We start from the raw sequence: 16,121 nt of genomic DNA on the forward strand, positions 1-16,121 counted from the left end.
TACAAAAAGATGGAAACCATATACCACAAATCCGTCAAAAATCAGTATAATTTTGCTTTATCAAATATAAATTATGATAAAATCGCTGTTAACGATAGCCATGCTGAATCTATTGACTGTGCCCTTTAACGCACAGCAGCATGATGACAAAATCTTTCATTATTCTTCCATGGATGCCATGAGAAACGGAGTATATACCGGTGATATTACGGTGAAGGATGCAAAGCAAAAAGGAAACTTTGGGCTGGGCACTTATAATCTTCTGGATGGTGAGCTGATAGCGCTGGATGGAAATATATACCGTATTGCTTCTGATGGTTCTGTTGAAACAGCAGATTTAAAAAGGCTGATTCCATTTGGCTCATTTACTTTTTTCAAAAAAGAGCAGTCAATTGAACTGCAGGGTGTTCGCAATATTGCTGATCTGCAAAAGAAATTAATTGAACTTCTGCCTTCTCCCAATCGTTTTTATGCTGTAAAAATAGAAGCCTCTTTCCGTAGCATAAGCTTAGGCGGAGCGGAAAAAGTGAATGAGAAAGATACAAGAGGTATTGCTTATTTTATGAAAAGCCGTCCTGTTTATCAAAAAGAGAATGTAAAAGGAACCCTGATAGGTTTTTACAATCCTCCCTATGCAGGAGGTCTGGACCTCACACCGTTTCATTTTCACTTTCTATCAGATGATAAAAGTGTTGGTGGACATTTGATAGAAGGTATTCCTTCGGATCTTAAAATCACCGTTGAGCTTGATGAAAAAAACGCTTATGAAGTCATCTTACCGAACAGTAATGAGGCAGGTTATCAACGCAAATGGAGCTCTTCTGAAGCAAAAGCACAGTATTAATTCAATTATAAAAAATAAATGTTCAACATCATGAATACTAGAAAATCAATCTTTTTGCCATTGGCGATAGTGTCATTGGGTTTTATGTCCGGCCAGCAGAAAGTAATGCAAACCGACTTCAGTAAGGGAACCTGGGAGCAGGTGGGCAATGGGCTGCAACGTCAATGGGTTTCGGGAGCAGAAAGTACTTTTGCATTCTGGAAAATGGATCAAGGAGCTCACGTTCCACCTCATCAGCATCCCAATGAGCAGGTCACTTATATTGCGAAAGGCAGTGTACGAGTTCTGATGAATAATAAAGAACATATTGTAAAAGCCGGAGGAGTCCTGATTATCCCTGCGGGGATTACGCATGAATTCTTCTGTCTGGAAGATGGTACAGAAGATCTGGACTTCTTTACTCCAGTCCGTCAAGACTGGACAAATGGTACAGCGGGGTATCTTCAGCAGCAGGCAAATCCCCTTGAAACAGTAGCACAGTTCAATGATATGAGGCCGGGCAATGTAGCCGTAAGCCGTAATGGCCGTACGTTCGCCACCATTCATCCTTTAGGGTCACCTCAGCAGCAACTTGTAGAAATTGTTAATGGGCAGCCCGTTTCCTTTCCGTCTGCAGGATTACAGAAAAACGGAGGAAAGGCAGGGAACAAAAAGTTTGATACTCCTCTCGGAATAACCGTAGATAAGGAAAACCGTCTGTGGATGATCGATATGGGACTGGAGTTGGGAAAGACCCGTTTATGGTGTTTTGATTTAAAGAAAAATAGGGTTACAGAAAAAATTGATCTGCCCGCTGATATCGCTCCTCAGGGAAGCTTTGTACAGGACGTAGCGATCGATGAAAAAAATGAATGGGCTTATCTTGCAGACATTGCCAATCCCGGTATCATAGCTTTGAACCTGAAAACAAAAAAAGCCAGGAGATTCAGTGGCCACTCATCTCTTCAATCTGAAGATGTCGATATGATCATCGATGGAAAAGTGATCGACTTTGGCGGAAAACCTTCCCGTGTGGCCGTCAACCCTATTACCCTATCCGATGACAGGGAAACCTTATTCTTCGGCTCCATGAATGGTACAACATGGTATAAAGTTCCGGCAAAGCTTTTCAGGGAAAATGCTGATGATATTACCATTGGACATGCGATCCAAAAGTTTGGAAATAAACCGGTGAGTGACGGTGCTGCTACGGATAAACATGGTAATCATTATATAACGAATCCCGGAGGACACAGCATCAGTAAGCTGAATGCAAATGGAGCACTGAGTGACTTCGTTAAGGATGCAAGGTTAAAATGGCCGGATAATGTGGCCGTTTCTGAAGATGGATATCTGTACATATCGGTGAATCAACTGAATACAACTCCTGCATTTTCCGGTGAAGCAGATCAGGGAAAGCCTCCTTACTTTATTTACAGAATCAAACTGTAATAGAAAATATTTCATCAGGCATCTGAAAACCAGATACTTTAAAACAATAATTAATTATAAAATAAAAAGATCATGATCAACGAACCATTTCTGTCAACTGCAATTTTAAAAGCTAAAGAAGGACAAAAAACTGCCTTAAAAAAAGCCTTACTGGACCTGATACCGCCCACCCGAAACGAACCCGGATGTCTGTATTATATTCTTTTCGAAGATAAAAATAAGGAAGGTACATTTTATATGCGTGAGGCCTTTAAAGATAAAGCAGCCTTTGAATATCATATTGAGACCGTTCATTTTAAAAATTTCGCAACACAGATGGATATCCTTCTGAGTGAGCCTATACAATTGGTGGAGATGGTACAGGTTTCGGATATTGAGTAAGACCGTTATGGAACATTTCATATAGGCTTAAAAGTCTATTACCCTACTTTTAAAACAGGCATACACGACGTAAATATCACAATAATCATCTTAAAATCAATTGACTATACATTATTTTTCACATATCAATGAAATGATTATATTTGAATAACTAAAACCTATATCATGAAAAATATGAAATTAAGAATGAAAGCCATGAGTAGCGGATCTTTAAACAGATCAAAACTAAAAAGTATCAACGGCGGAGTGGCTGCAGGGGCGTGCGACAACTGGGGAACTGCTGAATTTTCGACATGTTACAACTGTTGTCTCGGAAACTACCAGAGTCAGACGGATCTTCCGATGGGCCCTGCCCCGTATGAAATCTGCGATACAGTATGTGGTGGAACTCCTGTGGTTATCCATCCTTAGCCGAAATAAATCATACGTTTTATTTTCGATAATATTCTGTTTGTATTTAAAAGCAAAAGATGCTGTTGGAATTAATATAATAAAGACAAATATCATACAATGCTTTTAAAAAATCTATTTTTTGGAATAGTATCTATTATTTCACTGGTTTCGTGTGCGTCAACGGATATGAAACATAGTTCCGGAACGACTCAGCTCCGTGATCCTGTTATTGTAAGGCATGATTTTAAAAAATACTTTGATGACTGTCATACCAATGGGTCTATAGCCATTTATGACAATCAAAAAAATGAATGGATCCTGTCGGATCCCGTTGAGACCGGAAAGCAATCGCTTCCGGCTTCAACATTTAAGGTCATTAACTTATTAATAGCTCTTGAAACTAAAACGATTGCAAGTGAAAACGACATTGTCAGATGGCCGGGAAAAACCGATACTATACAATATGGATACCGACCGGACATTTATCGTGATCTATCTGTAAAAGAGGCTTTTGAACTTTCAGCGGGTTGGGTTTTTGTAGAATTAGCCAAGAAAATAGGAAAAGAAAACTATAAAAAATTCTTAACCGAAAGCGGGTATGGCAATCTTGATCTTTCTGAAACCGATCCGGATTTCTGGAACTTTGGTCATTTTGCGATTTCACCGATTGAACAGGTTGAATTTCTCAGGAATTTTTATAAAGGCCGGCTTCCTTTCTCAAAACGCAATATCGACATTGTAAAAAAGGTTATGATTACAGAAAATAATTCCGATTATACTATTCATTCAAAGACCGGATGGACGAGAGACAGCGGCATCAATACAGGATGGTGGGTTGGCTATCTGGAAAGCCAACATGGCACTTACTTTTTTGCTACTCTCCTTCTTCAGGACAGAAAGGTGAATACCCCCAATTTTGGAAACTGCCGAAAAGAAATCACCAAGTCTGTACTGAAAAATTTAGGTGTCACAAAATAATGTTTTAAAAACTTAACCTGTAAGAGGTAACAGAAAGATCTGCTATGTTTTATTATTGACCGGTTTTCTGCATTTAATCATCAAAAATCTGAAATCCGGCTTTTGAGTACTGACATTGACCTGCTCATCAACTTCAATGAAATCCGTGAAGCCGTACTGATTAAATTCTTCCTGTACGGACTGATCCTCATAAAAGAAAATCTGTCCGCCATTCCCCACTTCGAATGTATCATCAGCAATCTTTCTGCCCTTCCCATAATTTGGTGATTTTTTGGATAAGACTGCAAAGATCATCCAGCCCCCTTCCTCCAGCTGACTATAGCAATCGTGTATCATCTTTTTTCTCTGCGGTGGTGTAAGCAGATGCAGCAGGCCATAACAGAAAACAGACTGATAAGTCCGGCTGTCAAATGGCATTTCGGTAACCGAACCCTGCCTGATGATAAGTTCTTCTCCATACTTTTGGGCAGCCAGACGTATCGCTGTTTCCGATATTTCAATTCCGGTGACTTCTATCCCGTTGTCAATAAACAAGCCCGCATTCCTGCCATATCCTATTCCCGGAATGAGAACATTTTCTACGCCGTTCTGAAGGAAAAAATTCTTTGCGTAGATTGCTGAATTGGCTGGCTCAAAGCCCCACATGGTCTGATGCCGCAGAAAAGCTGAATCCCAAAAATCATGCATCTGTTCAGATGTATTCAAAAGATTATCCGTCAAGATATCATCTGATATAAGGCTGCAAAAAATCTCCAGCTCTTCAAGCTTTTCAATAACAAGATCAGAATCAAACGGTATATTTTCAATCCGGATCAGTTTTTTATCATCCTTGAGATCGAATGTTATGATTGCTTCCGGCAATAGTTTTTTAAGAGCATCTTCAATTTTACCTACCTGTTCTGGATTCAGCGAGTCTGCCTGATAGGTTCTTATGACGTTGCATATTTTAATTCTTCCGAATAATGAGTTAAGCATTTTTTATTTTTTTAATGATTACTTATGATATTATCTTACAAAAAGCTATCGTTAAACTGTTTCGTCCAACGCTTTGGATGTATCTGCCTGTCCGGACGTTTCCGGACCTGCCGTAATGATGTACACAAACAGTAATGCCATAACTGCTGATCCTATCCAGATGGCATCTTTCCATCCCTGTATAAAAGATTCCCTGGCAGCATGAATGAGGAGATCTGATTTTAGCCCAAGTCCGGGAGCAACGGCTAAAGCATTGGCGATTCCTGCTTTTGCGGGTAATGAAACTGCAGAAGGTAAATCTGTAAGATAAGGAGTCATGGCATGACTATAACCTGAAGTTACCAATGCACCTAATAGCGCTACTCCCAAAGCTGATCCAAGTTCTCTGGTAATATCATTAAGTGCAGATGCCACTCCCTGCCTGTCTTGAGGAAGAGCAGAAGTGATGGCTTCTGTAGATGGGGTCATTGACAGTCCCATTCCAAAACCCATCATGAGCATTCCGGGAAAAATCGACCAGTATCCTCCTTCTACGGAAACAAAAACAGCCATCATCGCTGCTCCCGTGCTTCCGAGGATTGCTCCTGCTGCCATTGTCAGACGGCTTCCGAATTGATGCGCAATTTTAGGGGCTAAACCAGAAGCGGCCATCATGAGAACGGCCATCGGCATCATTGCCACGGTTGACCTGAGACCAGACCAGCCCAAAACTGCCTGAAAATAGGGAAACAGAACTACAAAAATCCCCGCCTGTACACCGAAAACAATGATTAATGAAAGTGAACCGCCTGATAAACCACGCTTTTTAAAAAGCCGGATATCAAGGAGAGGAGCTACGTGCTGTTTTTCCCAAAATATAAAAGCAATACTCCCTGCAATGCCTATAACCAATCCTGTAACCGTACCCGGATCTGTCCATCCTTTTCCGGGAACTTCATGCAGGGCGAAAACAAGTCCGATAATGGCAAAAACAGACAGTACAGATCCTACAATATCAAACTTATGTCCGGGTATTTCCTTTGAATTGGGAATAAGACGCCATGTCATTGCAAACGCAACTGCAGCCAAAAGAACAGGAAGTACAAAAAGCCACCGCCATGATCCCCAATCTACTAAAACAGCAGATAAAAACATTCCCAGAATGCCGCCGCCTCCTGCTACAGCAGTCCAGATACCAATCGCTCTGGAGCGTTCTTCATCGGGAAAGGTAGACGTAATAACAGCGAGTGTTACCGGCATAATAAGAGCAGCTCCGATACCGCTCAACAGTCTTGACATAAGCATGACAGCAGGTGAAACTGCCAGACCGGACATCAGGCCTGCTATACCGAAGATCAAAAGGCCTGCAAGTAACACAGGTTTTCTTCCTATCCGGTCACCCACTGCACCTAATGGGAGAAGAAGAGCTGCCAGAGTAAGTGTATAGGTATTGATGATCCACAACACTGTATTCTGTGAAACTTTAAATTCGACGGCGAGTTTTTGCTGGGCTACATTCAGTCCGCTTACTGATGCAACGACTGCCATTAATGCAATACAGACTGTTATTAAGATCAACTGCCTGCTGCGTTTACTGTTATCAGATTTAACTTTAATTTTTACTTCATTTTTCATTCTGTAAAATTATTTATCTTTGCTTTACAATTGAAAGTACTTTCCGTTTGGAAAGCACTTTCCAAAATGAAAGTAACGATGGTAAAAACTGATGATTCAATATTTGAAGACAAGGATTGTTCTAAAGCAATGCTATTGATTAAAGATGCTTTGGAAGCGGTGGAAGGCAGATGGAAACTGTTAATTCTGTATTCTCTTTGTACGGGACCGAAACGGTTTACAGAAATTGCCAAGGAAGTACATGGAATAAGGGATAAAGCTCTTGCCAAAGAATTAAAGATTCTACAGGAGAGTAAGCTTATCAGACGGGATGTTTACGACACCTTCCCTCCCACCGTTGAATATACAATCACGGAGCATGGAGCTTCCCTCAGAAATGTTTTATACGAACTTTTAAGCTGGGGACGTACACACAGAAAAGAAATTTTGGGGTAAGGCTGAAATTGGATTTTGGTTTCCGGATAGTTATTTTTAATTTTAGACTAAAGCCTTTTCTATGTTTATATCATAAGTAAGGGCGGACTAAAGTCCACCCCTATTGAATTTTAAAGCATGATTGAATTGAGCTTCTGTTTTGACAATACCTATTTACAACAGCTGATTATAAACCGGACTTCAGTACTTTCAGCATTTCGGTCTGCTGAATCACGTCATTTTTACTGTTGATCAGATTGTAATTAGCCTGAAGCCAATTGTTTCTTACCACAAAGAAGGTGTAGGCATCCATCAGTCCTTCTTTGTATTTTTCTTCTGATTTCTGAAATGACAGTTTCTGATTTTCAAAATTAGATTCCAGAAGGCTGTATTTTTCCTGAGCATTTAAAAACTGGGTTTTTATAGAATTGATGCTCTGCGTAAGATTATTAATCACCAGTTCTTTTTCGTAATTGGAATTGATGACATTGAGTTTGGCAACTTCTACATTATTTTTAACCTGAAACTTATTGAAGATTGGAATACTAAGTCCAAAAAACACAGATTGGTTTTTATTCTGAGAAAACTGATCCGAAAAACTGATGGCAGAGACATTATCTTTATTCAGAAATTTATTATAAAAAGTGGACCAGCTATAGCTTCCGTTAAGTGTTGGTAAATAAGCGGAACCAGCGAGATTGATATTTTTCTCCTGTACTTTGATTTCCGCAAGGACGGTTTGATAGGCGGGGTTGTTTTCCAGTAATTTTTTGGTAAAATCAGCATTATCAAAATCTTCTTCGGGTAAAGTTTCTTCACTGTCCATTACAAAATCTATAGAATCCTGAGTGACAGCCAAAGCATTGAGAAGGTTAATTTTCGCCAGATCTCTTTGATTTTTTGCAGATACCCACTGTTCCTGTAAGGTTCCTAAGTTGGCTTTTATATCGTAAATATCACTTTTTGAACGGCTTCCGATTTCCGCTTCTTTTTCTGTTCGCTTAATCTGCTCTTCCATCCCTGAAATCTGAGTTTCCAGTACATCGAGCCAGCTTTTGCTGTTTTGATAACTAAAAAAAGCTTGAATCACATTGAGCTTTATTTCATTTTGAGCTTTTTTAAGTTTATAGGTACTTGTTTCTCTATTGAGTTTCGACAGGGAGATATTCACATAATTCTGCCAGTTGAAAAGTTCAACATTGGCTTTTGCAATAAACTGATCATACTGCGTGTTAAGGACTTCTCTCTGATTACTGGATTGATTAATCGATGATCCGAAACTATAGCTGTGATTAATTCCAGCTTCTACAGAGGGTAATAACATTCCTTTTGAGGCTGCAATCTGACGCTCATTTTTCGTTATATTTACTGTTGCCTGCTTTACCAGCGGATGATTGGCAGAAGCATAGTCCAGACACTGTTTGAGGTTCCACGATTGCTGTGCAGGAAATAATCCAACAAAGAATATGAAAATAAAATTTTTCATGTAAAAGATGAATTTAAATAGATTGAAGGAACATAAGAACTCAGAATAAACAGCATTCCCATATCATCTGAGTTCGGGTATGTTCTTATTTTAGTGTTAAGAAATACTATTCATATTTAAGATACTTCACAAGACTTACTTTTGTAGCTTTATAGGCTTTAATACTCACTACAGCGAATGTTAAAATAACAAGGACAACAAGACTTGTAATGAAGGGCCAGACCGGCATATCAATACGGTAAGCAAAATCTTTCAGCCATTCGCTCATCAGATAATAACTGATAGGAATACTGATCAGAACCGCTGTTAATGTAATCCAAAGGAATTGTTTTGTCAGTCCCATGATTAAAATTCCGTCTGAAGCACCCAAAGTTTTTTTAATCGCAACATCTTTCAGTTTCTGCTCAATCATCAAGGAAGACAAAGCAAATAATCCCAGCAAGGCTACCATCAAAACCATGGCATTAAGAATCGTGAAAAGGGTTTGCTGTTTCTGATATTTTTCAAAGGTTTTGGCAAATCTCTGATCGATAAAAAAGTAATCAAATGGGTATCCCGGTTCTACTGAGCCCGACCAGTATTTTTTTATACGCTGCACCGTCCCGTCAATATCATCAGGTTTTATTTTCAGCTGAATATTATAAACATTCATTTTTTTCCAATCTGTTTCTTTATAATGAAAAAAGATAACAGGTTCTATTTTAGATCTTAAACTTCTGATATTGAAATCTTTCACGATTCCTACAATATTGTATTTTATACTGTCGAATCCAGGACGGATTTCATTCTTAAAAGCTTGATCATCACTCCAGCCGAATTTTTTCACAAAAGCCTCATTAACCAGGGCGTTGTGGATTGTGTCTGATGCAAGGTTCGGATCAAGCCAACGTCCTTTTTTCAATTTTACATTCATAAACTGAAGGTAATTGTAATCCATAGATCCGTGCTGAGCCTGGATACTTTTATCCATAAAATCGACATTGGATGTGCTGGATCTGTTGCTTCCGGGAACAATTTCCCCATAAGAAATCTCAGCAACTCCGGGGATCCTACTCATTTCGGTTTTTAATCTTTCGTATTTCAGCCAGGGTTTCGGATTGGAATCTCTGAAATTCACAATCAGTATCTGTTTGCCGCTGTACCCAAGATCTTTGTTCATCATATGCTTCACCTGCTGATTGACGATCAGTCCGCCAATAATGAAGAATGAAGAAATAATCAGCTGCAAAGTCAGGATTCCGTTTCTGAGCCAAATACCGTGTTTGCTTCTTGCAAAATTTCCTTTCAGGGTTTCTATAGCTTTGAAATTGGACAGATACATAGCGGGAATCAATCCTGAAATCACGGTGACCATAATAACCATGACAAAGGAATAAAAGTAAATGTGCCAGTCATCCATTTTCATTTCCTTACCAAAAAATTTATTGAAGCCTGGCAGAAGAATTTCCGTAAGAGCCAGAGAAAGCAAATAAGACGCGATGCAGATCACAAAAGTTTCCAGTAAGAACTGAACAATAAGATTGGATCTGGTGCTTCCAATGGCTTTTCTTACGCCTATTTCTTTGGCTCGCTGAGAAGCCTGTGCGGTTTTCAGATTGATGAAATTAATCGCTGACAGGACAACAATTAAAACAGAAAGGGTAAACAGGATCATGATCGTTTTGAAATCAGGGGTTCCAAACCACGATGCTTTTGCGTGGAGTTTTACCTCATCAAGAGGAGTAAACACGCTGTCTGTAGGACCATACATGTCCAGATACTGCTGCGGTGTCATTCCTTCAGAATCCTTATCCAGTTTTGCACGGTACTCAAAAATATCTTTTAAGAATTTCTGCTGTAAAACTGAAAGGTCTGTTCCTGGTTTAAGCATAAAAAAGCATCCATAATTGAAGTTACCCCAATTCTTTTCATCATTTTTGATTTGCTCTACCGGGTTGATAATAAACTCGGGCTTAATCTGGCTGTTTTCTTTCGGGAGTTCGTAAACGGCAGTGACTACATAATTTTTGCCGTCAAACTTCACACTTTCTCCAGCAACATTGGTCGTACCGAAAAGATTTTTTGCCGCAACAGTTGACAGGGCAATAACACCCTCTCCTTTCAAAGCATTTTTATAGGTTCCGGAAACCAGTTTAAAGGGAAAGAAATTAAAAAAGCTTTCCGTAGCCGTCATTCCTTCCTGCTGATAAAATGTTTTGTACTTGGTCGTCATTTTAAGTCCTATTCCTGATCCGTTGAACAAAACATAATCTTCTACTCCCGGAATTACCTCTTTGGCACGTTTTGCCATGGGAACAGCAATATTGTTTCCATAATCATTTTCTTTCTTATGATAGCTTTGGAAATAATAAATGCTATCCTTTTTTGGGTTCCATTTTTCGAATGATTCTTCATCATTCCAATGCATCAGAATGAGCATGAATCCTGTAAGACCCACTGTAAGACCAAATAAATTGATGGCAGTGGACAGCCAGTTTTTTTTATAATTGATGAACGCTATTTTGAGCCAGTTATTAAGCATGATAGTAGTATTATTAGTGAAGAAAGTACATCTTGATGCACAGGTCAAAAACAGACCTGACATCAAAGAAGCTGAGTTCCACGGTTATTAGTTTTTTACAATATAATTGAGTTAAAAAATGATCTCACTACAGGAGTTGGGCAGCATCTGCTTTTTCGAAGACATCTCTTCTTTGGGAAGCATGCTCTTCACTGAATATCTCGCCGTCTTTCATATTGACAATTCTGGAAGCAAAACCGGCATCGTAAGAAGAGTGGGTCACCATTACGATGGTGGATCCTTCTCTGTGAAGCTCTGCCAACAGGTTCATTACTTCATTTCCGTTGGAACTGTCCAGATTTCCGGTAGGTTCATCGGCAAGAATCAACTGAGGCCTGGTGACCAAAGCTCTGGCTACTGCCGCTCTCTGCTGCTGACCTCCTGAAAGCTGCTGCGGATAGTGCCTGGCACGGTGTCCGATATTGATCTGTTCCATAATTTCCTCTACTCTTTTTTTCCTTTCTGAAGAGGAAATTCCGTTATAAATGAGTGGTAATTCTATATTTTCATACACTGTAAGCTCATCAATCAGATTAAAATTCTGGAATATAAATCCTATATGTTTCTTTCTGATGGCTGATTTCTTTTTTTCTCCTGCCTTTACTGTTTCTATTCCCGTAAATTGGTAAGAACCGGCAGAGGCTTCATCCAGAAGGCCAAGAATGTTAAGGAATGTTGATTTTCCACAACCCGAAGGTCCCATTATTGCTACAAACTCCCCTTCTGTGATATGAAGGCTTACGTTATTCAGCGCATTGGTCTGTACATCTTCTGTTTTATATGTTTTTGAAAGGTTCTGAACATTAATCATTTTAATTCTTATTTAAAGGTGAAGGTTATTTATTTTTTATCTTTAATCTCAAGGATTTCGTATTTTTTGATATCTGAATAATCAGATGTGATCACCGTTTCCCCGCTTTTCAGCCCTGAAACGACTTCGTAATATAAAGGATTTTCACGGCCCAAAACAATGTTTCTTTTTTCTGCCTTATTTCCTTTTACGACAAATATCCATTTTCCGTTGGTATCTTTATAAAAATTCCCTTTAGGAATCATCATACTCTGAGTATCTGCAGAAAGTTTGAGCTTAACGCCAAAGGTCATTCCTATTTTGAGATTCTGGGGTTTTGTATCTGAAAAATTAAGCTCTGCAGAAAACTGTCCGTCTTTTACTTCCGGTAAAATTTTAGTGATGATCACATTATAAGATTTACCATCATTATCCAAACTTCCTTTTATTCCGTTCTGAAGCTTGTTGATGTAATACTCGTCTACTTTCGCCACTAATTTATAGCCATCCATCAAATCTATTTTACCGATACTCTGACCTGTCGTGAGATTCTCTCCTATTGAAACGTTAAATGAAGATAATCTTCCTGAAGCAGGGGCCATAATCAGAAAATTATTTTTGTTGGCATGCAGTATCTGAAGACTTTTTTCCATTTGACTTATAGAAGAATTAACAGCAGACATCTGTGAATTTCTGGATTTTTTTTCATTAAAAGCTCCATTTTCTACAATTGATTTTCTCTGTTTCTGATAGTTAAGATTCTGCAGACTGATATCGTAATCTGTCTTTTTCCCGATTTCTGCATCATAAAGACGTTTTTGGAGATTGAATGACTGTAAAGCCGTGTTGTAATCATTCTGAGACTGCAGTAATTCTTTGTCCTGCGCAAATTCCTGATTTTTAAGTTCAAGAAGGGTGCTTCTCATCTGACTGATCTGCTGCATGATTCCGGTTTCCTGGTTCAGATAATTAAACTCTGTATTGGGGTTGTACACCCGTGCAATGGGCTGCCCTTTCGTCAGCATCTGCCCGTCTTCGGCAAATTTTTCCTTGATTGCCCCTCCTTCGAGAACATTGACCAAAGAGGAATTTAGAGATTGGGTCTGTGCGGTCAGCATCAGCATATCTTCAAATTTTCCACTTGTGACTTCATCCGTCTGAATGTCTTCTACTGAAACATTATACGTGCTTTTCTGTTTGATAAAATACAGACTGAACACGGAACCTGCCCCAATGATGATCAATCCGATCAAAACAATTTTCAATTTAGATTTCTTTTTTACTATTTTCGTATCCATATTTAAGATAACTCGTTTGCTTACAATTAATTACACAATACAAGTGCCAGACATTTATAAAGTTGTAAGTCTTTGAAAATCTGAAATAAAGCTTTATCTTTCTTTTTGAAACTGTTCATTATCGGACACTTTCTGTGCGGATACGGACAGTAAAGCTTTCTTTTTGTTTAATGGGGTTCTCTGTTTAATTAAATTTTAAAATAATCATGCGTAAAAAAGAAGCTCATATTTTGATTGTTGATGATGAAGAAGACATTTTATTTTCTGCCAGGGTTTGGCTTAAAAAATTTTTCACAGAGGTAAGCTGCCTGAGCCATCCTACAAAAATTCTTAAATTTTTAACGGAACATCAAATCGATGCGGTCGTTTTGGACATGAACTTCCGAAAGGGATTTGAAAACGGTCAGGATGGTCTGTATTGGATGAATGAAATAAAGACGCTGGAGCCACAGATTCCTATTATTCTGATGACCGCATATGGAGAAGTAGAGTTGGCTATTGAAGGTTTAAAAAAGGGAGCATCTGATTTTATTCTAAAACCATGGAACAACGAAAAGCTATATGCTTCGGTGAATCTTGCTGTTGATATTTCACGGAAAAATAAAAAGCTGAGCCAGTGGGAAAATATCAATCAGAAAAGCAATCAGTACCAGCTGGAAAGTCATTCACAAAAAATGCAGGAGGTTCTTGAGCAGATCAGAAAGGTATCTCCTACGGATGCCAACATCCTTCTTTTAGGGGAGAACGGAACCGGAAAATATGTTCTGGCAGAATCTATTCATGAACAGTCTGACCGAAAAAATGAGCCTTTTGTGCATATCGATCTGGGAAGTATTTCTGAAAATCTTTTTGAAGCTGAGTTGTTCGGTTATAAAAAAGGAGCCTTTACCGGTGCCCATCAGGATTACGCAGGAAAGATAGAAAACACCCAGAACGGAACAGTTTTTCTGGACGAGATCGGCAATCTTCCTCTTCATCTTCAGACGAAACTGCTCAGTTTAATCCAAAACAAAAAGCTGTCCAGAGTTGGTGAGACAAGGGAAAGGATCCTGGATGTCCGTTTTATTTTTGCGACCAACGAAAATCTGAAAAAAGCGGTGGCAGAAAACCGCTTCAGGCAGGATTTATATTACAGAATCAATACGGTAGAAATTCATATTCCGGCATTGAGGGAAAGACAGGAAGATATAGAGATTCTTGCTGCTTATTTTTTAGACCGATACAAACAGAAATATCACAAACCGGATTTGGAATGGTCTGAAAATTTATTAACTCAGCTCAAAAAATATCCCTGGCCGGGAAATATCCGTGAACTGGATCACTGTATAGAAAGAAGTGTTATTTTATCGAATGACAAAAATCTCCAGCTATTGATTCCCCAGCTGGAAGAAAAAGAAACCAACCTGCCCACCAGCCTCAATATTGAGGAAATGGAAGAAATACTCATCAAAAAAGCCCTGAAAAAACACCAGGGTAATATCTCCACCGCTGCCGAAGATCTGGGACTTTCAAGAGCTGCCCTGTACAGAAGAATGGAAAAATTCGGATTATAACTGACTTTATATTTAGAATCCAATGAGCAAAAATAATTACATATGGCTGATTTATACCGCACTTGCCATCGGTAGTGGCATCATATGCTATCACTTTTTTTTACAGGAAAAATGGATCAATGTGATTCTCTTTTCTGTGCTGCTGCTGATTTTTCTGCTTTTAGCCAATTCTTCTTTTTCCTCTCAGATTACAAAAGCGGATCGGATCATTCAGTCTATTCTTAAAAAAGATTTTTCGTTATTTCCCAAAGACGATGGTTCTGATCTAATGAAAAATAGCGTCCAGCTTTATTATCACAGTAAAGATGAACATCTTTCTTTCTCTTCCTATAAGCTTCTTTATGAAAGTATTCTGGACCAGCTGGATATTGGCCTTATGATTTTGTCCGACACAGAAGAAGAATGGAAAGTCTTTTATGTGAATCCAGTATTTCTTGAAATCCTAGACATTCCAAAATATAATTCATGGAAACTGTACGCTGCAAAAATTCCTGATTTCTATCAAATTATTGAAGCTACCCACTATGAGAGTTCCCAGGAGTTTTTTGACATTTCTATCCGACAGACTACGAAACAGTCTTTTTCTCTGAGAACCAAACAGATCAGGAATGTTCAGCATCATTTTTATATCATCACTCTGGAATCTGTTCAGAAAATTATTGAGCAAAAAGAAAAACTGGCCTGGAATAATCTGATGAAAGTAATTTCTCATGAACTTTTAAATACATTAACTCCGGTTAACAGTCTCATCCAGAATCTGGAATACATCAGCAATCAGGACGTGGTTGATAAAGAGGATCAGGAGGAAATGAAAGAAAGTCTGACAATCATCACTTCAAAATCAAAGCAGCTTCTCAATTTTGTTGATAATTACCGGCAGGTTGCCGAACTGCCAAAGCCGATTCTTAAGCATGTCTCTCTGAAAAAGATCGTAGAATCTGCGATTGACTTTCTTAAGAAGGAGTTTGAAAAAAATCATATTGAGATTGTTTTAGATCTTGAGGAACATTTTGTTTCTGCCGATTTGAAGATGATCGAAAGGAGTCTGATCAATCTCTATCTCAACGCCATATTTGCGGTCTCTGAAAAGGAAAAGAAGATCATCACAACCTCCATAAAATCACATAAGAACAGAGTTATCTTAACTTTATCTGACAATGGTTCGGGCATTACGCATGAAATCAAAGACAAAATATTTCTTCCTTTTTATACTACGAGAAACGGAGGTTCAGGCATTGGCTTAACTCTTTCGAAAAGTATTATGGAAGCCCACGGCGGATATCTTATCTATCGCGCTCTGGAGGAAGGCAGTTCTTTTGAGATGTGGTTTTTAAAATAAGAAGGTATTGTTATCCTGTTCCACAGCTTCCTGATTTTTCTCATCGAACAAGTCAAAGTACTGAC

The 16,121-nt window shown here is 38.7% G+C and carries 14 protein-coding genes; 8 read left to right on the forward strand and 6 right to left on the reverse strand.

What is annotated here, in order from left to right; genetic code table 11:
• Window positions 1–73: 73 nt before the first annotated feature.
• From IW16_RS24635 to IW16_RS24655, 5 genes are all read left to right on the forward strand, one after another.
• A complete protein-coding gene (locus IW16_RS24635; protein WP_034751086.1) occupies window positions 74–844 on the forward strand; it encodes an acetolactate decarboxylase in 771 nt (256 codons plus the stop codon).
• 30 nt (window positions 845–874) lie between these two features.
• Window positions 875–2,275 (forward strand): L-dopachrome tautomerase-related protein, encoded by a 1,401-nt coding sequence (locus tag IW16_RS24640; protein ID WP_034751417.1) that lies wholly within the window; start codon window positions 875–877, stop codon window positions 2,273–2,275.
• Between the two features lie 72 nt (window positions 2,276–2,347).
• On the forward strand, window positions 2,348–2,656 hold the full coding sequence (locus IW16_RS24645) for a putative quinol monooxygenase (RefSeq protein WP_034751088.1): 309 nt from the start codon (window positions 2,348–2,350) through the stop codon (window positions 2,654–2,656).
• 165 nt (window positions 2,657–2,821) lie between these two features.
• Entirely contained in the window at window positions 2,822–3,067 is a 246-nt protein-coding gene (locus IW16_RS24650; RefSeq protein ID WP_034751091.1) for a hypothetical protein, read from the forward strand.
• A 99-nt stretch (window positions 3,068–3,166) separates the two neighbouring features.
• Window positions 3,167–4,027, forward strand: a complete 861-nt coding sequence (locus IW16_RS24655; RefSeq protein WP_034751093.1) for a penicillin-binding transpeptidase domain-containing protein — start codon at window positions 3,167–3,169, stop codon at window positions 4,025–4,027.
• A gap of 42 nt (window positions 4,028–4,069) precedes the next feature.
• On the opposite strand, the gene IW16_RS24660 is transcribed toward IW16_RS24655, so the two are convergent.
• Both IW16_RS24660 and IW16_RS24665 read right to left on the reverse strand, forming a co-directional pair.
• Window positions 4,070–5,002 (reverse strand): class I SAM-dependent methyltransferase, encoded by a 933-nt coding sequence (locus tag IW16_RS24660; RefSeq protein WP_228376991.1) that lies wholly within the window; start codon window positions 5,000–5,002, stop codon window positions 4,070–4,072.
• Between the two features lie 51 nt (window positions 5,003–5,053).
• Complete coding sequence (locus IW16_RS24665) at window positions 5,054–6,616, reverse strand: MFS transporter (RefSeq protein WP_051890745.1); 1,563 nt, start codon at window positions 6,614–6,616, stop codon at window positions 5,054–5,056.
• A gap of 30 nt (window positions 6,617–6,646) precedes the next feature.
• On the opposite strand from IW16_RS24665, the gene IW16_RS24670 reads away from it, so the two are divergent.
• Window positions 6,647–7,051: a winged helix-turn-helix transcriptional regulator gene (locus IW16_RS24670; protein WP_228376992.1), complete on the forward strand. Its 405-nt coding sequence runs from the start codon at window positions 6,647–6,649 to the stop codon at window positions 7,049–7,051.
• Between the two features lie 166 nt (window positions 7,052–7,217).
• Here IW16_RS24670 and IW16_RS24675 read toward each other — a convergent pair whose 3' ends face one another.
• The 4 genes from IW16_RS24675 to IW16_RS24690 form a co-directional block, all read right to left on the reverse strand.
• Window positions 7,218–8,516, reverse strand: a complete 1,299-nt coding sequence (locus IW16_RS24675; RefSeq protein ID WP_034751097.1) for a TolC family protein — start codon at window positions 8,514–8,516, stop codon at window positions 7,218–7,220.
• Between the two features lie 106 nt (window positions 8,517–8,622).
• Window positions 8,623–11,037, reverse strand: a complete 2,415-nt coding sequence (locus IW16_RS24680) for an ABC transporter permease (protein WP_034751099.1) — start codon at window positions 11,035–11,037, stop codon at window positions 8,623–8,625.
• Window positions 11,038–11,164: 127 nt separating this feature from the next.
• Entirely contained in the window at window positions 11,165–11,887 is a 723-nt protein-coding gene (locus IW16_RS24685; protein ID WP_034751102.1) for an ABC transporter ATP-binding protein, read from the reverse strand.
• Window positions 11,888–11,916: 29 nt separating this feature from the next.
• Window positions 11,917–13,164, reverse strand: a complete 1,248-nt coding sequence (locus tag IW16_RS24690; RefSeq protein ID WP_034751104.1) for an efflux RND transporter periplasmic adaptor subunit — start codon at window positions 13,162–13,164, stop codon at window positions 11,917–11,919.
• 206 nt (window positions 13,165–13,370) lie between these two features.
• Between IW16_RS24690 and IW16_RS24695 the strand changes: the two genes are divergently transcribed.
• Together IW16_RS24695 and IW16_RS24700 are read left to right on the forward strand one after the other, a co-directional pair.
• Window positions 13,371–14,717 (forward strand): sigma-54-dependent transcriptional regulator, encoded by a 1,347-nt coding sequence (locus IW16_RS24695; RefSeq protein ID WP_034751107.1) that lies wholly within the window; start codon window positions 13,371–13,373, stop codon window positions 14,715–14,717.
• 22 nt (window positions 14,718–14,739) lie between these two features.
• Window positions 14,740–16,056, forward strand: coding sequence for a sensor histidine kinase (locus tag IW16_RS24700; RefSeq protein WP_034751111.1), 1,317 nt, complete (start codon window positions 14,740–14,742; stop codon window positions 16,054–16,056).
• The last annotated feature ends 65 nt before the right edge of the window (window positions 16,057–16,121 follow it).

The organism is Chryseobacterium vrystaatense (genome assembly GCF_000737765.1).
Lineage (GTDB): Bacteria > Bacteroidota > Bacteroidia > Flavobacteriales > Weeksellaceae > Chryseobacterium > Chryseobacterium vrystaatense.